The organism is Aminobacterium thunnarium (assembly GCF_055390565.1).
This window is the reverse complement of record NZ_AP042412.1, coordinates 886,702-903,788: the sequence shown is the minus strand read 5'-3', so window position 1 is coordinate 903,788 and position 17,087 is coordinate 886,702. Positions and strand designations below refer to the sequence as shown.

17 protein-coding genes are annotated in these 17,087 nt (G+C 43.6%); all 17 read left to right on the top strand.

The window, feature by feature from the left end; translation table 11 throughout:
- The first annotated feature begins 12 nt into the window (after nt 1–12).
- The 17 genes from ACZ5GY_RS04450 (at nt 13) to ACZ5GY_RS04370 (ending at nt 17,086) form a co-directional block, all read left to right on the top strand.
- Nucleotides 13–981, top strand: coding sequence for a Gfo/Idh/MocA family protein (locus ACZ5GY_RS04450; RefSeq protein ID WP_213696140.1), 969 nt, complete (start codon nt 13–15; stop codon nt 979–981).
- Nucleotides 982–1,168: 187 nt separating this feature from the next.
- A complete protein-coding gene (locus tag ACZ5GY_RS04445; protein WP_213690895.1) occupies nt 1,169–1,369 on the top strand; it encodes a flagellar biosynthesis protein FliR in 201 nt (66 codons plus the stop codon).
- Nucleotides 1,370–1,373: 4 nt separating this feature from the next.
- Entirely contained in the window at nt 1,374–3,191 is a 1,818-nt protein-coding gene (locus tag ACZ5GY_RS04440; protein ID WP_213690894.1) for a hypothetical protein, read from the top strand.
- A 93-nt stretch (nt 3,192–3,284) separates the two neighbouring features.
- Entirely contained in the window at nt 3,285–4,937 is a 1,653-nt protein-coding gene (locus tag ACZ5GY_RS04435) for an acyl-CoA mutase large subunit family protein (RefSeq protein ID WP_464112107.1), read from the top strand.
- A gap of 15 nt (nt 4,938–4,952) precedes the next feature.
- Entirely contained in the window at nt 4,953–5,372 is a 420-nt protein-coding gene (locus tag ACZ5GY_RS04430; protein ID WP_213690893.1) for a cobalamin B12-binding domain-containing protein, read from the top strand.
- A gap of 2 nt (nt 5,373–5,374) precedes the next feature.
- On the top strand, nt 5,375–6,319 hold the full coding sequence (gene meaB, locus ACZ5GY_RS04425; RefSeq protein ID WP_213690892.1) for a methylmalonyl Co-A mutase-associated GTPase MeaB: 945 nt from the start codon (nt 5,375–5,377) through the stop codon (nt 6,317–6,319).
- Between the two features lie 23 nt (nt 6,320–6,342).
- The gene (locus ACZ5GY_RS04420; protein WP_307879581.1) at nt 6,343–7,902 is read left to right on the top strand and encodes an acyl-CoA carboxylase subunit beta; all 1,560 of its coding nucleotides are present in this window, start codon (nt 6,343–6,345) and stop codon (nt 7,900–7,902) included.
- Between the two features lie 21 nt (nt 7,903–7,923).
- Entirely contained in the window at nt 7,924–8,367 is a 444-nt protein-coding gene (locus ACZ5GY_RS04415; RefSeq protein WP_307879580.1) for an OadG family protein, read from the top strand.
- Between the two features lie 36 nt (nt 8,368–8,403).
- Nucleotides 8,404–8,829, top strand: a complete 426-nt coding sequence (locus ACZ5GY_RS04410) for a biotin/lipoyl-containing protein (protein ID WP_307879579.1) — start codon at nt 8,404–8,406, stop codon at nt 8,827–8,829.
- Between the two features lie 21 nt (nt 8,830–8,850).
- Entirely contained in the window at nt 8,851–9,972 is a 1,122-nt protein-coding gene (locus tag ACZ5GY_RS04405) for a sodium ion-translocating decarboxylase subunit beta (RefSeq protein WP_307879578.1), read from the top strand.
- 130 nt (nt 9,973–10,102) lie between these two features.
- Nucleotides 10,103–11,200, top strand: coding sequence for a uracil phosphoribosyltransferase (gene upp / locus ACZ5GY_RS04400; protein ID WP_464112039.1), 1,098 nt, complete (start codon nt 10,103–10,105; stop codon nt 11,198–11,200).
- 14 nt (nt 11,201–11,214) lie between these two features.
- Nucleotides 11,215–12,102, top strand: coding sequence for a glycosyltransferase family 4 protein (locus tag ACZ5GY_RS04395; RefSeq protein WP_323401557.1), 888 nt, complete (start codon nt 11,215–11,217; stop codon nt 12,100–12,102).
- 16 nt (nt 12,103–12,118) lie between these two features.
- Nucleotides 12,119–13,249 (top strand): non-hydrolyzing UDP-N-acetylglucosamine 2-epimerase, encoded by a 1,131-nt coding sequence (gene wecB / locus ACZ5GY_RS04390; RefSeq protein WP_213691528.1) that lies wholly within the window; start codon nt 12,119–12,121, stop codon nt 13,247–13,249.
- A gap of 30 nt (nt 13,250–13,279) precedes the next feature.
- Complete coding sequence (gene murA, locus ACZ5GY_RS04385) at nt 13,280–14,587, top strand: UDP-N-acetylglucosamine 1-carboxyvinyltransferase (RefSeq protein WP_307880059.1); 1,308 nt, start codon at nt 13,280–13,282, stop codon at nt 14,585–14,587.
- Nucleotides 14,588–14,590: 3 nt separating this feature from the next.
- Nucleotides 14,591–15,613 carry an aminotransferase class I/II-fold pyridoxal phosphate-dependent enzyme gene (locus ACZ5GY_RS04380; RefSeq protein WP_213691527.1) on the top strand — a complete coding sequence of 341 codons (1,023 nt, stop codon included), beginning with the start codon at nt 14,591–14,593 and terminating at the stop codon, nt 15,611–15,613.
- Complete coding sequence (locus ACZ5GY_RS04375; protein ID WP_464112038.1) at nt 15,591–16,445, top strand: P-loop NTPase family protein; 855 nt, start codon at nt 15,591–15,593, stop codon at nt 16,443–16,445. The genes ACZ5GY_RS04380 and ACZ5GY_RS04375 overlap by 23 nt, the downstream gene beginning before the upstream one ends.
- On the top strand, nt 16,442–17,086 hold the full coding sequence (locus ACZ5GY_RS04370) for a uracil-DNA glycosylase (protein ID WP_213691526.1): 645 nt from the start codon (nt 16,442–16,444) through the stop codon (nt 17,084–17,086). Before ACZ5GY_RS04375 ends, ACZ5GY_RS04370 begins: the two co-directional genes overlap by 4 nt.
- The last annotated feature ends 1 nt before the right edge of the window (nt 17,087 follow it).

Below are 17,087 nucleotides of genomic sequence, written 5' to 3'. Positions count from 1 at the left end.
AGTGATCCCAAAATGGACCTACAACGTGTAGGCGTAATAGGTGTGGGGCATCTGGGGCAACACCATGCTAGAGTATATACCGAGCTTCTCGGCACACAACTGGTGGGAGTTGTTGATGAGAATGAAGCCCGAGCTGTTGCTATAGGAGATAACCTTGGTGTTCCATATTATTCAGATTTCGACGAATTTATCGAAAAAGCACGACCAGACGCTATAAGTGTAGTGGTACCCACATGTCTTCATTATGAAATAGCGAAAAAAGCGTTAGAAAATGGTATTCATGTTCTTATTGAAAAACCAGTTACTACTACTGTCAGTGAAGCTGAAGACCTTCTTAATGTCGCAGCAAAAAGAGATTTAGTTCTTCAGGTTGGACACATAGAAAGATTTAACAGCGCCGTTCAATATACATCTAAAATTGTCCATGAACCTCTTTTTCTCCAATCGCGTCGTTTAGGTCCCTTTTCTTCGCGAATTAGTGATGTAGGCGTTGTACTTGATCTAATGATTCACGATATTGATATTATTTTGTCTATGGTTCATTCTGAAATTGCCAATATTTCAGCAACAGGACGTTGTATTCGTACGAACCATGAAGATATAGCCTCAGCTCAAATTTCTTTTACTAATGGAGCAATGGCACATATCTTAGTAAGTCGAGTTTCAGAACGCCGTCTTAGACAGCTTGAAATCATGGAACCGGAGCGATATTTAACGATTAACTATGAAACTCAAGATGTATCAATTAACAGATGCGTGCGACATGAAAACGGTAACCTCGTAGAAGTAATAGAGCATCCTGTATTTCCTAAGAGTGAGCCTCTTAAATTAGAACTTCAACATTTTGTAACCTGCGTAAGAGAAGGGAAACAGCCTCTGGTAGGAATAATGGACGGTAAAAGAGCTTTAGAAGTAGCTGTCTCCGTTCTCAAACAAATTCATCAAAGTACGGAACAAGAAGAATTGACTATACGTGGCTAGTAAAAATATCCTCGGGCCGAAGGTTTTTCCTTCGGCCTTTTCTTTTTTCTATTTTTATCATTTTTATTTTATAGTTAAAATTATCACAATATATTTTATTGGCGATTTTGTGGTTTCATATGAGTTACACTTTACTTGTTTTTGATAAAATATCTTTATTCAATATTTTTATTAAAGAGGGATTCTAATGCCGACTGAAAATATAAATGCACTTATGGCTCTTGGAATGTTTATTGGGGCTCTCCTTGTCGCTAGGCTCGTTGTCAAAATAGGAAGAGGGGAACTTCCTGGCGGCAAACTATGGATCTTCTATCTCCGCATGCTCTTGGGTTTTCTGCTTGCAGGTGCGATAATGTTAGGTTTCTATTCTTTCGTGGGGGTGAAGTAGAGTAATGAACAAACTATCAAAATATCTTACACTTTTTTTTCTCTTTTTTGCATCGTTCTTTTTTTTATCTTTACCAGCTTCTGCACTTACCACGGCTAAACGCCAGGAAGCGGAAAAATATTTTTTTGATGCATATCTATCCTATGTGCATTCAGACTATTGGAAGTCATGTATCGCCCTTGATAAAGCCTTAAATTTAAACACATATATGGTTGATTACTATTTCCTTAAGGGATTAAATCTTCAGCGAATGGGTCTTCTCGAAGAAGCAAAACGCTCTTTTCGTTACTATCTTGAAGTAAGACCTCAAGATCAAGTTGCACATCGGCTTGTTGAAGACATTACGAATGAAACAAAATACCTCGAAACGTACCTAAATGGGAAACATGAAGAAAATCAGTGGATTATTACTTCTCAAAATATAAAAGAGTCTTTCAATCTTCCTGTCTTTGAGATTTTAAATATAAAAGGTCTTGGAAAAACAATATCTTTTAACAACACTATCCTATTGACTGATCAAATAGGTAACACTCTATCAATAGTAAACGTATCTAATGGGACAAAAGAATCTGTATCTTTGGATGAACCCGTTACATCGTTATTTGCTACCCCTGACTCTTTTTTAGTTTTTAGTCGTAAGGGGGAAATTGATCAAATTACACGCAACAATAATGAAATAAAAGTTAACAAAGTTTATCAATTGTCACATATGATATCTGATGCTACTTGGATTTCTGAAAGGGAAATTGCAATTACAGATGCAAGTAACCGTCAAATTATCTTTTTAAGCTATCCTGACTTTAAAATAAGAAAGACGTGGCAACCTTCTTTAGAGGGCCTTTTTGAGCCTGTTGCCATTGACGTTTATGGACAATTCTTAGCTATAGCAGATAGAAATAATGAGCGCATTATCATATATAATACTGAAACAGGTGAAAATACCTGCTTTTCATCACGCCAGCCTCGAGATATTCAGTGGGGCATTGATGGAAGTCTGTTTGTCATATCTGATGAAGGTCAATTATCCAATAACATTATTGATTTTAATCGTCTCGACCTTTCCCAAGCAACAGAATGTGGAATTTTCCCTGGAGCATGGACCTTATTCAGAATGAGAGATAAAATTGGTATACTTGACGTTGCCGGTTATTCATATTGGGAAACATATCCGGTGCCTCTTGTTTCTGCTGCTTCTGGCTTTTTCTCTGTTTCGCACCCTGATGTCCTTCAAAGCGATGACTCTACCGTGTTAACCCTACAGGGAACATTCTTGACGCCCTTTACCAGTTATGTAAAAAACAATGTATTTGTCGCTTCTGCTATTTGGAATGAGCAGACATTAAAACCGGTAGTCTCATATCCACTTCCTGTAGAATATGACAATATAGCAATGATTGAAGCTCCCTTGGAGCAAGACCTCGATCAAAAATTGAATTTAATCTGGAATGATAAAAAACCTTTCCTTCGACATATTGTAGTATCGAATGCTTTTACTCTCTCTAAAGAGGATGCTTTAACACTTACATCTTTCTGCATACATAATGGCGTTACTCTTTCTTTCTTTATCTCCGATAAAAATGCAACTTTATGGATGGAGCGCGCCGCTAGCTTGACAGGTGGAATAGTAGCGCCTTCTTTGGAACTTGCACAAAGTTTTGAACCTCAAAACGATTTTCTTCAATTATCGCTAGTCTTACCACAGAGTCCGGAAATATCTGGATATCCTGATCAATCGATGCTTGCTCTTTATATGGATGTCGGCTTACTGCAAACTCGAGATTGGTTACCGCTTTGTCCAAATTTAATTCAAAATAAAAAATAAGAACCGTAAAGGAATAAGCTTTTCGGGAGAGAGATTTTTATTTATGGGAGGCGAGTTATCGTGACTGATGATAAGAAAAATATCCCCGAAATAATGGAACAAAGAAAAAAATATGAAGCAAAAGTAGAAAAAGTATTGGAAAAACGGCCAGAACGCCGAAAGGAATTCCACACAGGTGGAAATTTACATTTGAAGAGGGTTTATGACCCCTCTGATCTTAAAGATTTTAACTATGTACAAGATCTCAACTATCCTGGCGAATATCCTTTTACACGAGGTGTTCAGCCCACGTTATACCGAGGACGCCTTTGGACAATGCGTCAGTATGCCGGTTTTGGAAATGCTGAAGAATCAAATGAAAGATATCGGTATCTTCTTTCACAGGGAACAACAGGACTTTCAGTAGCTTTTGATTTGCCCACACAGATCGGCTATGATTCTGACCATCCTATGGCTCAGGGAGAATGCGGAAAAGTAGGAGTGGCCATTGATAGCCTTGCCGATATGGAAGTTTTATTCAATGAAATTCCTTTAGACAAAGTGTCTACTTCCATGACAATCAACGCTCCAGCAAGCGTGCTTCTTGCTATGTATATTTGCGTTGGGGAAAAACAAGGAGTTCCTGCAAACCAATTAGCTGGAACCATTCAAAATGATATTTTGAAGGAGTATATAGCTAGAGGAACATATATATTCCCACCTAAGCCATCCATGCGTCTTATTACGGACATCTTCGAATTCTGCAGTAAAAATGTTCCTAAATGGAATACTATTTCAATTTCCGGGTATCACATCCGAGAAGCAGGTAGTACAGCAGCACAAGAAATAGCCTTTACGTTGGCAGACGGTATTGCCTATGTTGAGGCAGCAAAGAAAAAGGGACTTGATCCTAACGTATTCGGAAAACGTCTTTCCTTCTTCTTCAACGCTCATAATGATTTCCTCGAAGAAGTGGCAAAATACCGAGCTGCACGGAGAATGTGGGCTCAAATTATGAAAGAACGTTTTGGCGTTACTGATCAAAAAGCTCAGACCCTTCGTTTCCATACTCAAACAGGTGGGTCAACCCTTACAGCACAACAGCCCGAAAACAACATAGTACGAGTAACGTTACAGGCTCTTGCTGCAGTATTAGGTGGTACCCAGTCGCTACATACCAATAGTATGGATGAAGCATTGGCACTGCCCTCTGAAAAGAGCGTAGGCATAGCATTGAAAACACAGCAAATCATTGCCTATGAATCAGGCGTGGCCAATACTATTGATCCTCTTGCAGGCAGCTATGTCATTGAAAGTCTGACAAATGGAATTCAACAGAAAGCTGAAGAATATATTAATCAAATTGATGATATGGGTGGAATGCTTGTTGCCATAGAAAAAGGATATGTGCAAAAACATATACAGGATGCAGCATATGCATATCAAAGAGCTATCGAAACAAACGACGCTATTGTCGTAGGTGTAAACAAGTTCCAGATTGAAGAAAACAACAAAGATATGAAACTTCTCAAAGTCGACGAAACTGTGGGAGAGCGCCAAATTAAAAATCTGAAGAAAATGAAAGAAAATCGCGATAATATCAAAGTTCATGACACATTAGAAGCTATACGTAAAGCCGCACGCGATGAATCTCAAAATATGATGCCCCTTATTATTGATGCTGTTCGAAATTATGCTACTGAGGGTGAAATTTGCGGGATTCTGAGGGAAGAATTTGGAGAATATACGGAAAATATCATTTTGTAACTGGAGGAATGAGTTATGGCTGAGAAAAAAATCCGAGTTGTAATAGCAAAACCAGGCCTTGATGGTCATGATAGGGGCGCAAAAGTAGTTGCAAGAGCCCTTCGTGATGCCGGCATGGAAGTTATCTATACAGGCCTCCGCCAAACCCCTGAACAGATTGTCGATACGGCAATCCAGGAAGACGCTGACGCTATAGGTATTAGCATTCTCTCAGGAGCACATAGTTTCTATTTCTCAAAGATTATTAGCCTCTTAAAAGATAATAACGCTAGTGACATTATTGTTTTTGGAGGAGGCGTCATACCTGAAAGTGATATCCCATCTCTTTTGGAAATGGGGGCCGGAGCAATTTTTGGACCTGGCACTCCAACTTCTGTGTGTGCTAAATGGCTTGAAAAAGCTGTAGCTGAAAAAAGGCAGAAAGAGACTGTTTAGCTGTGAGCTTGCTTGCAGAAAAAGCTTTACATGGTGATATCAGGGCTTTAGCCAGAATAATCTCTCTCGTTGAAAACGAAGCACCAGAAACCGAAGAGATTATGAAGTATCTATATCCCCATACAGGCAAGGCGCTTGTCATAGGGATAACGGGCAGTCCAGGTGCAGGGAAAAGCACTTTAGTTGACAAACTAATATCCGAATTTAGGAAAAAGGACAAGTCAGTTGGAATTATTGCAGTTGATCCATCAAGTCCCTTTAGCGGGGGAGCCATACTTGCAGACCGAATTCGTATGCAACGCCATGCCAATGATAAAGATGTTTTTATCCGCAGCATGGGAACACGTGGTTCTCTTGGTGGTGTCAGCCGCAGTACAAGGGAAGCTGTTAAAATTCTTGATGCCTGTGGGAAAGATGTTATTCTGATAGAAACAGTAGGTGTGGGACAATCAGAAATAGACATCGTCAAATTGGCAGATACTGTTTGTTTGGTACTTGTCCCCGGCATGGGTGATGATATTCAAATTATGAAAGCTGGCATTATGGAGATTGCTGATGTTTTTGTCGTTAATAAAGCAGATCGGCCAGGTGCCGAAAAGATAGTGGCAGAAGTCAAACTTATGCTTGATCTTATTGGTAAAACAGCGTGGTACCCACCTATCAATATGACCGTAGCTGAAAAGGGAGACGGGGTAGCTGAACTTGTAGAAGGCATCGAAAAACATCACGAATTCCTTAAAGAGAGTGCTCAAGGCTTAAGAAAACAAAAAAACAAAGTGGTTGAAGAAGTAAGAGAAATCCTCAGTCGTGATATTGCTAAAAAAGTTGAAAAAGCCTGGCAAAACCAAGGGACTAATGAACACATCGAAGCCATACTTGAAAAAGAGACAGACCCCTATACCGTTGCACATGCAATATTACACGACGTTGTAAAAAATGAAGGATAGAAAGAGAGGGGGCAACTAGAGTTATGACGAATCGGAGTATCGAAGAACTTTGTGCAGAACTGGATCGCAAGCGCGCCGAGGCCCAGCAGGGCGGTGGAGCGAAGGCCATAGAGAAGCAGCGATCGAAGGGGAAGGGGACAGCGCGCGATCGTATCGCGCAGCTTCTTGATGAAGGGACCTTTATCGAACTCGACGAGCTGGTCACCCATCGTTGCCATCGTTTTGGTCTTGAGAGCAACACCATCCCTGGTGATGGCGTTGTGACGGGCTATGGAGAGATTGACGGTCGTCGAGTCTATGTCTTCAGCCAGGACTTCACCGTCCTTGGAGGCAGTCTCGGCGAGAAACATGCAGACAAGATCTGCAAGGTTATGGATCTGGCCGTGAAGAATGGCTCGCCCGTCATCGGCATCAACGATAGCGGCGGAGCGAGGATTCAGGAAGCGGTAGACGCACTGAACGGTTACGGGAAGATTTTCTACAGGAACACCATAGCGAGCGGCGTCGTTCCCCAGCTGTCGATCATCATGGGTCCCACGGCAGGCGGAGCGGTCTACAGCCCAGCATTGACAGACTACATTTTCATGGTGGAGAAGACGGGGATCATGCACATAACAGGTCCGGCAGTCATCAAGGCGGTGACGGGCGAGGAAGTCAGCAGCGAATCTCTCGGCGGAGCGCTGACCCACAACGCGAAGAGCGGCAACGCCCACTTCATGGCGAAGAGTGAAGTCGAGTGCTTCTCTCAGGTGAAGAAGTTGTTGAGCTATCTTCCCAGCAACAACGTGGACAACGCCCCGTGGAAAGAGACGAACGACAATCCCAATCGTCTTGTGCCGGAACTTCGCAACGTAGTTCCCACCAATCCGAACAAGGGATATCGAGTTCACGACGTCATCGAGAAAGTGGTTGACGACGGAGACTTTTTTGAAGTACAGCCTTTATGGGCCAAGAACATGGTCACAGGCTACGGTCGCGTCGGTGGCGAAGTGATAGGCATCATCGCCAATCAGGCGGCCAACATGGCCGGTTGCCTCGACATAGACGCCTCAGACAAGGCGAGCCGTTTCATTCGGCATTGTGACGCCTTCAACATTCCCATTGTCACCTTTGTAGACGTTCCAGGATACCTTCCCGGTACGGAGCAGGAGTGGGGTGGCATCATCCGTCACGGAGCGAAGCTTCTCTATGCCTACAGCGAAGCCACCGTTCCCATGATCACGGTGGTATTGCGAAAGGCCTACGGCGGTGCCTATCTCGGCATGTGCTCCAAATCGTTGGGAGCCGACATGGTTCTGGCCTGGCCCCAGTCGGAGATTGCCGTAATGGGAGCGGAAGGAGCAGCGAACATCGTGTTCCGCAAAGAGATCGAAAAGGCGGAAGACCAGGTTGCGGAGCGGAACAAGAAGATAGAGGAGTACAGAGAGGCCTTTGCCAACCCCTACGTGGCGGCGGAGCGAGGCTACGTGGATCGGGTCATATTGCCGGAAGAGACACGTCGCGAGATCTACCTGGCATTACAGGGAACGGCGAACAAGCGCGAACTTCGACCGAGACGCAAGCACGGCGTCATGCCCCATTAGTGCGAGGAAGGGGCGATAGCAGTGACAGATCTTCATACCTATTTTGAGACGGGAATAGGCGGGGCGATCACCTTGGCGCTCATAGCCTTTTCCACGGTTTTTCTGGTTTTGGGAGGGCTGACGGCCATCATCTATGCCATCAAGTATTTTGGTGGTGTGAAGGCGAGCCCGACGGCACCGAAGGGGAATGGCGGCACGCCTCCGGCACCTGCAGCGAAGCCTGCATCAGCGCCTGTGGCAGCGCCAGTATCGGTACCGTCGGCATCAGGAGACCAGAAACGTCTTATAGCCGTTATCACAGCGGCGTTAGTGGAAGCAACGGGCCGGCCCTGCCGCATCACGAGCATCGAAGCGACAGGTACCACATCATCGAAGAGACGTGGTCCACGGGTGAGCCTGTGGAGATCGAGCGCCATCATGGAAGGGCTCGAAAGCTTAAACAACCAGACCTGGTCAGGTCGGTAAAGACAACGACAACACAGCAGTGTGGAGGGGAAAAGAATGAGCAAACTCTATAAAGTGACAGTGGACGGAACAAGCTACAACGTAGAAGTGGAAGAACTCGGCAGTGGAGCGCCCGTAACCGCTCCTGTGGCACCGGCGGCAGCGCCAGTTCAGGCGGCAGCACCAGCACCAGCGCCGGCACCAACACCGGCCCCCGCACCGGCAGCAGCTCCTGCTCCGGCACCAGTTGCAGAAGCGCCCGTAGCTGGGGGGGAAGTGGTGTCAGCCCCCATGCCTGGCAAGATCCTTCGTGTAAGTGTCAGCGTCGGCGCGACAGTCAATGCTGGAGACGTGCTTCTTATTCTCGAAGCCATGAAGATGGAGAATGAGATATCCGCCCCGTCTGCCGGTACGGTGAAAGAGATCCGGGCACGGGAAGGGGACAGCGTCAATTCCGGAGACGCCCTGGTAGTCCTCGGCTAAGCCGAAGGGAGACAGGCGATTATGGAAGTCTATCTAAACTCACTGGGAACGATCCTTCGATCCTCGGGATTCTCGGGACTCACGTGGGGCAACGTCATCATGTTGGGGGTGGCCTTTGTTATGCTCTATCTGGCCATCGTGAAGGGGTTTGAACCCCTCTTGCTGGTCCCCATCGGATTCGGCTGCCTGCTGGTGAACCTTCCCCTCTCGGGAATCATGGACGACGGAGGCTTTTTGCGGTATATCTTTTTCGGAACGGAACATGAGATCTATCCGGTCATTATCTTTATGGGGATAGGGGCCTTGACGGACTTTGCGCCCCTTCTGGCCAATCCCATCACCTTCCTGCTCGGAGCAGCCGCACAGCTGGGCGTATTCATCGCCCTCTTCGGAGCGCTGCTCATGGGCTTCAACGTGAAGGAGGCGGCATCCATCGCCATCATTGGCGGAGCGGACGGCCCGACGAGCATCTACCTGACGGTGAAGCTGGCTCCCCAGATTCTGGGAGCGGTGGCCGTTGCGGCGTACAGCTACATGTCGCTGGTGCCGCTCATCCAGCCGCCGGTAATCAAGCTCTTCACCAGCAAGGCTGACCGGGCTATCCGTATGGATCAGCTTCGACCAGTCTCCAAGCTGGAGCGGGTGCTCTTTCCCATCGTGTGTACTGTCTCTGCGGGATTGCTTCTCCCGTCATCGGTGCCTCTGATCGGTATCCTCATGTTCGGAAACCTGTTGCGTGAATGCGGCGTGACAGAACGACTGAGCCAGGCGGCACAGAACGAGATTCTCAACGCCACCACCATCTTCCTGGGCTTGTCAGTAGGTGCAACCATGAGCGCAGAATACTTCCTCACCTGGGGAACGATCAAGATCATTGTTCTGGGACTCGTTGCCTTCATCTGCAGCACAGCTGGCGGCGTTTTGCTGGGGCAGGTCATGAAAGTGGTAAGCGGCGGGAAGATCAACCCCATGATCGGAGCGGCTGGAGTCTCTGCCGTTCCCATGGCGGCACGAGTGGTACAGCGAATGTGTCAGAAAGAGAATCCTGGCAACTTCCTGCTTATGCACGCTATGGGACCCAACGTGGCTGGTGTTATCGGCACTGCCGTCGCTGCGTCCGTTATGCTTACCCTCTTGAGCTAAAAATGTTTTATTCTGAAAAAGGAAGGGTATAAAATAAAGGAGTCTTTTCCGTTTAAAATACGGCAAAGACTCCTTTTTACGTGTTATTATATTGCGGATCAAAAAATTATGGCTCTCAGGGGGTAAAGAAATGAAAATAGCTCTAGGCTCAGATCATGCTGGTTTTTGTGTTAAATCTGCGCTTAAAAAACATTTAGAAATGAATGGGCATACTGTTATTGATTATGGTACAGATACTGACTCTGTTTCTTGCGATTATCCCGATATCGCATTCGCTGTGGCGGAAAGCGTCGCTGGAAATGAAACTGATAGAGGAATTCTTGTATGTGGAAGCGGAATAGGCATGACAATAGCCGCAAATAAAGTACCTGGCGCTTACGCCGCTTTATGTGACACTACTGAATTAGCTCGTTTAAGTAGGCTCCACAATAATTCGAATATACTTTCAATGGGTGGTCGGATCATCAGTGAAAAACAAGCTTTTGATATTGCTGACACTTGGCTTGAAACTGAATTTGAAGGAGATCGCCACGAAAAACGCATAGAGAAAATTCGTCGTTTTGAAAATAAGTTAGTCCCAAGCCGCTCTCATGAAGGAGAAGGTCGAATTGTAATATTTGACCATCCTCTTGTTCAACACAAAATAAGTATTATCAGAAACAAAAACACATCAGTCAAAGAATTCAGAGAACTTGTTCAGGAAATAGCCGGACTTATGGTTTATGAGATTACACGTGATTTACCGCTTGTAAAAGTAGAAGTAGAAACGCCCATCGAAAAAACAATCGGTTATACCCTCGAAGGTAAAAAACTTGCTATCGTCCCAGTTTTACGAGCTGGACTCGGTATGGTCGATGGAATTCTTCAGATTATTCCTAACGCCAAAGTGGGACATATCGGATTATATAGAGATCCTGAAACTCTTGAGCCAGTTGAATATTATTGCAAACTTCCTAATGACATCGATGATCGTGATATTTTTATCCTCGATCCCATGCTTGCAACAGGTGGATCTGCTACTGCAGCAATCAGCCTTGTTAAAGCCAAGGGAGCACGCAAAGTATCTCTTGTTTGCCTTATCGCTGCTCCGGAGGGAGTTGAAAAAGTCCACAGCACCCATCCGGATGTGGACGTATATGCTGCAGCCTTAGATGATCACCTTAATGATCACGGATATATTGTCCCAGGTTTAGGTGATGCCGGGGATCGACTTTTCGGAACGAAATAGTATAGAGTGCCGCTGTGATTCGACTTCTTTTTATTTGTATTCTGATGTTGGGATGGGGAGTTGGAATGACTCCTCTCTCAATGAAGTTATCTAACAGATACAGAATAATAGATACTCCTGGCGGAAGAAAACACCATTTAGGGATTATTCCTCGCGGTGCTGGTATAGTATTGTGGATGGGATATCTACTATGGGGTCTCCTCGGAGCACCTGATAGTTTGTTCCTTAAGCTTTCTTCCACAGGAGCAACTATTGTTTTCCTTTGTGGATACTGGGATGATATTAAATCTTTAAATCCAACAATCAGACTGTTTTTGCATTTTTTTGCAGCAAGCATCGTATTGTTGCCTTTAGATATATATTTTCCCTATAGAATATTACTTATTATTTGGATCGCCGGTGTAACAAGCGCTTATAATATAATTGATGGTTTGAACGGACTTTGTCTCTTTATGTTTGTTATTGCGGCATTGATAGCTTCTCAAATTGGTATTCCAGATATGTGGTGGCCTATAGCAGCGACAGCAATCGGAGTATTACATTGGAATTTTCCCCGAGCCAGAACCTTTCTTGGGGATGGAGGCAGTACTCTTTTAGGCTATATTTTTGCTTCTCAGCTTCTTTATACTTTTTACCAGCAAGGGAGATACGCACACTTTAACGCTGCAGAACTTATAGTTTTGCTACTTTTATGGGGAGGGGTTCCTGTTTTGGATACCCTTACATCGATTCTTCGTCGTCTAATTCGTCGAAGTTCACCTTTTTTGCCAGATAGAGGGCATTTACATTATCAACTGCTTGATCGTGGTTTTTCGCCAATTTCGACCCTCTGTATTATGGCTCTTCTTCAAGGAGCCTTGCTTATGCTGGGATTGTTCTGTTTCACTCAGTTTGCCCAGTAAAAACAAGGAGGAAAAAATGAAACGTACAATCATATGTGTAATAGGAACCCGACCGGAAGCTATAAAAATGGCTCCAGTCATTTTAGCTTTGAAGGAAAATCCCGCTTTCAGAACATTTGTTCTTGCCACAGGTCAGCATACTGATATGCTCGACCAAGCTCTTTCTTTCTTCGACATTAAAGCTGATGTCAATCTACATATTATGAAAGACCGACAAACATTAGATCATATTACTTCTCGAGTACTCGTCGGAACAGGGGAAATTTATGATAAGGAAAAACCGGATCTCGTTTTGGTACATGGAGATACAACGACAACTTTAGGGGCTTCTATGTCTGCTTTTTATCGAAAAATCCCCGTTGGGCATGTTGAAGCCGGATTGCGAAGTGGAAATTTAGACCAACCATTTCCAGAAGAAGCAAATCGAATACTTACTGATCGACTAACTACTCTTTTCTTTGCCCCTACTAATAATGCGAAGGACAATTTACTGTCAGAAAAAGTAGCAGAAACTCAGATTTTTGTTACAGGAAATACTGTAATAGACGCTTTGGCATGGACCGTCAATGAAAAACGGGGAAACTCTCCTGAAAGGATGTATTCCATACCTTCTCAGGCACCTCTTATCCTCATGACTGCACATCGTCGTGAATCATGGGGGAAGCCCTTAGAAAACATATGCGAGGCGATACAGGTACTTTTAGAAAAACTTCCTGATGTATATTTTCTGATTCCTCTTCATAAAAATCCAACAGTAAGAGAGGTTATCAAAAAATTCTTAGGGAATATGGATCGCGTTATTTTTACAGAACCCCTTGATTACCCTGATTTTGTTCAGGCTATGAAACGAAGCTATCTTATTCTTAGTGACAGTGGTGGAGTGCAAGAAGAAGCTTCTTATCTCAAAAAACCTGTACTTATCATGAGAAATATATCAGAACGTCCAGAAGCAATAGACCATGGAACTGGAATTCTTGTAGGTACGGATAAGGAACGAATAGTAAAAGAAACACTCCGTCTTTTTTCGAATGGGACAGAATATGATAATCTTATAAAAAGAAGTGAAAGCCCATTTGGAGACGGAACCGCTGCAAAAAAAATAGAATGCTATGTAAGTAATTTTTTTAACCAAACGTCTGCTTTTTAAAATGAACTTAGGAAATCAGGAGTGATCATCGTGGATTATAAAATGAAAATTTCAGGTGGAATTCCTCTTAAGGGGGAAATATCTGCACAAGGAGCCAAAAATGCTGCTTTACCTATTATGGCTGCCTCTCTCCTTCTGAAAGGAGGCACCCTTCATATTCACAAAGCACCCCGGCTACATGATGTTCTTACAATGGCCGATCTTTTGCGAAATTTAGGTGCTGAAATCCAGTATGAAAAAGATGAAATGTTTATTGCCGTTCCCGAAGATCTCTCTTGGGAAACACCTACAAATCTCGTACGCAAAATGAGAGCATCCTCTCTCGTTTTAGGGCCGCTGCTTGCTCGTTGCGGTCGTGCTGTTCTTCCCTTACCTGGAGGATGTTCCATTGGTAGTAGACCGATAGACCTTCACTTGAAGGGATTGTCCCGAATGGGGGCCTCTATTGACTTGATTCACGGAGCTGTACACGCAACTGCCAATGGCCTGAAAGGATGCCGTATTTATCTTGATTTCCCATCTGTAGGAGCCACAGAAAATTTAATAATGGCTGCTGTTTTCGCAGAAGGAGAAACTATACTTGAAAACACAGCTCGCGAACCGGAGATTACTAATTTGGTTCAAACTTTAAAAAGGATGGGTGCCCAAATAGAAGAGGATGGAACAGGCGTAGTTCGTATTAAGGGAGTAGATGAACTACAAAACTCTGAAACCACAGTCATTCCTGACAGGATTGAAACATGCACATATATTTTAGCCGGAATTATAACCGGGGGAGAAATAAAAATTAACGATATCATCCCGCAACACATAGATTCTCTCATAGCTAAATTAGAAGAGGGAGGAGCGTCTTTTACAGTAAGAGAAGACTCTGTTCTTGTGCATCCAATTGAAAGGCTTAAGGGCGTTTCATTGAAAACCATGCCATATCCTGGATTCCCTACAGACTTGCAGCCACAGATTATGGCTACACTAGCCTTAGCTGATGGAGCCAGTGTTATTCAAGAAGGAGTTTTCCAAGCTCGATTTTTACATGTTAACGAACTTAACAGGATGGGTGCAAAAATTGAACTCCAAGGAAACACTGCTGTTGTGACTGGCGTCGATCATCTTGTTGGAGCTGATGTCAATGCCACAGATCTGCGAGCTGGTGCAGCCCTTATATTAGCAGGATTAGCAGCTCAAGACGAAACGTGTGTCTATCACATAGGTCATGTCTGGCGTGGTTACGAAGAGATGGATACAAAACTCCAGCAACTTGGTGGGCGAGTAGAAGTTATTCCAACAGAACAACTAGGGCCTAAAGTTAATGGTGCCGTTAGGAAGGAGGAGTCCTAAGGCGTGGAGGATTTCGTATCTGGAAAATGGGGAATTTCCCCGACCGTACGGGAGGCTATTATAAAAACCCTGGACGCAACTAATAGCGAGGAAAAGGGGAAAAAAGTCTCTCTTAAAAAGACTCTTTCAGAGCTGTTGGGTGTTTCTCCACAAGAAATAGTATTAAGTTACGGGATGAAAGGGATTCTTCATCCCGTTTTACGTATGCTAGAAAATAAGGGCGCTACAGAAGCATATTTCTTATGCCCTTACGAAAAAAATGGCATTATTTCAGAATGTTTCAAAGAACGCGGGTTTAATATCATTGAAATTTCTTACGGGAAAGCTCTAGAGCAAAACTTAAATATTTTTTCCGAATCATGTCCTGGAACTGGAAAAATTGTTGTCGTGAGTAATCCTAATTGCTTTACAGGACATACTTTATCTCAAAGTGAGCTTCGGGAATTATTTTTTTGTTTAGAGAGGGCCGGAGCATTTCTTATCTGCGATGAACGTAGCGCAGACATGGTTCCTTCTTTATTGTTCTCAGGAGGCAGTGGAGTATTCCATCAAACAGGGAAAGCTCTGATCTTACGTAATTTCTCTGCATTTTATGGTCTGAAAAATCTAGACATCTCATATGGATTACTTTCTCGTCCTCTTGCTAAGCAATTTAGTTATTACGCTGATGTTTCCACTATTAGCATGCTTGCTGAAGAAGCTACTGTAGCAGCTCTCAGAGAGAAAGAGTGGTATGGGAAACTCAGAGAAAATATAAATGCATCTAAAAGTCGGTTGATAGAGGGGTTGCGTGAATTAGGTCTTGAAACACGAGGGAGTGACACCGATGTCATTACATTCCAGACACCTCACGCAGAGCTTATTTACTATTTGCTTCTTGAAGAAGGCATACGCATTACAAACGGCTCAGATTTTGGCATTCCCGATCATTTGAAGATATCGGTGTGCCAACCTCATCAAAACGAATTATTTTTATCGGCATTAAATAAGGTGATGAAGAAAATTGGATTCGACTATCAAGGATAAAAAAAGTGCCTTAATTAAATCTATTCGTGTTATTGCTTTTGTAGGACCTGCCGGAACAGGAAAAAGTCAGCGGGCCCAATTTGTGGCGAAGAGCAATAACGTTGATTACATTATTGACGATGGCCTTGTTATTTCAAAAGGACGAATTATGACGGGAAAAAGCGCAAAATCAGAAAAGAATCTTGTTAGAGCCATTCGTCGTGCACTTTTCGAATTTCCTGATCATCGCAAAGAGGTTCTTTCCTTTTTAGAAAGTCATGCTCCCTGTAAGGTTATGATCATTGCAACCTCATCAGCTATGGCGCTAAAAATTATACGAGCCTTAACGCTTTCACAACCTGAAAAATTTATAAAAATAACTGATGTTGCAACAGAAGAGGATATCAAAAATGCCCGAAAAGAACGTCTCACAAAAGGACAACACGTTATTCCGGTTTCTCGTGCACAGATACGACGAAATTTTGCGGGGAAACTTGTAGGCCATCTCAGAGACCTCTTTAAAACAGTGGATAAGGAAGAGGGCGAACGAACAATCGTGCGTCCTCCATTTAATTTTTACGGTGAACTAAGTATTGATGCTCAAGCAATTATTGATATAGTTAAATATTTGACGGAACGTACTGCGCAAGTACATACTGTTCAAGAAATTAAAGTTCGCCCTGTTGATGAATCTCTCGAAATAACAGTTATCGTTAAATTAACGTTAGGAAAAAACTCTTTCCTCAATATTGGCGAAAAAATATGTTGGAAAAGTGCTCGGGCAATCCGATACTTTACTGGTATGGATATAAAACAAGTGAACGTATTGATAAACGGAGTGTATCAAGAATGACAGAAAAAGAATGTTACATACCAACTGAAGAGGAAATTAGACAACATCAAGAAAGTGCCTGGCAAGAATTATTACACCAAGTAGCTTCTTGTTCTAAATGCGGCTTACATCAGGCAAGAACAAATGCTGTTCTTGGAGAAGGATCTGTTCATACATCTCTTATGTTTGTTGGAGAAGGGCCAGGAGCCGACGAAGATACGCAAGGTCGCCCCTTTGTTGGCAAAGCAGGACAGTTGCTCACAAAAATATTGAAAGCTGCAAACATTTCGCGGAAAGACGTATACATCACAAATGTAGTGAAATGTCGTCCACCACAGAATAGAGTTCCCTCCATAGAGGAAATGATGACATGTAATACATATTTAGAAGCACAAATAGCGCTTATACGTCCATCTATTATAGTAAGTCTTGGGAATACCCCAACAAAGTGGTTTCTCAAAACTACAGATGGAATAACATCTCTTAGAGGAAGATGGTTTACATGGCGCGGCATACATTTAATGCCAATGTTCCACCCAAGCTATCTCCTGAGAAATGATTCAAGAAAAAAAGGAAGTCCTAAAGACTTGACGTGGCAAGATATACGCACTGTAAAGGAAAAGCTTGATCTCATCACTTCCTCTCAGGGAGGTACAATCTAGG

Bases quoted from the DNA above. Each gene is read 5' to 3' on its own strand.
- ACZ5GY_RS04450 (WP_213696140.1), top strand. From the start codon at position 13: ATGGACCTACAACGTGTAGGCGTAATAGGTGTGGGGCATCTGGGGCAA.
- ACZ5GY_RS04445 (WP_213690895.1), top strand. From the start codon at position 1,169: ATGCCGACTGAAAATATAAATGCACTTATGGCTCTTGGAATGTTTATT.
- ACZ5GY_RS04440 (WP_213690894.1), top strand. From the start codon at position 1,374: ATGAACAAACTATCAAAATATCTTACACTTTTTTTTCTCTTTTTTGCA.
- ACZ5GY_RS04435 (WP_464112107.1), top strand. From the start codon at position 3,285: ATGGAACAAAGAAAAAAATATGAAGCAAAAGTAGAAAAAGTATTGGAA.
- ACZ5GY_RS04430 (WP_213690893.1), top strand. From the start codon at position 4,953: ATGGCTGAGAAAAAAATCCGAGTTGTAATAGCAAAACCAGGCCTTGAT.
- ACZ5GY_RS04420 (WP_307879581.1), top strand. From the start codon at position 6,343: ATGACGAATCGGAGTATCGAAGAACTTTGTGCAGAACTGGATCGCAAG.
- ACZ5GY_RS04410 (WP_307879579.1), top strand. From the start codon at position 8,404: ATGAGCAAACTCTATAAAGTGACAGTGGACGGAACAAGCTACAACGTA.
- ACZ5GY_RS04405 (WP_307879578.1), top strand. From the start codon at position 8,851: ATGGAAGTCTATCTAAACTCACTGGGAACGATCCTTCGATCCTCGGGA.
- upp (WP_464112039.1), top strand. From the start codon at position 10,103: ATGAAAATAGCTCTAGGCTCAGATCATGCTGGTTTTTGTGTTAAATCT.
- wecB (WP_213691528.1), top strand. From the start codon at position 12,119: ATGAAACGTACAATCATATGTGTAATAGGAACCCGACCGGAAGCTATA.
- ACZ5GY_RS04370 (WP_213691526.1), top strand. From the start codon at position 16,442: ATGACAGAAAAAGAATGTTACATACCAACTGAAGAGGAAATTAGACAA.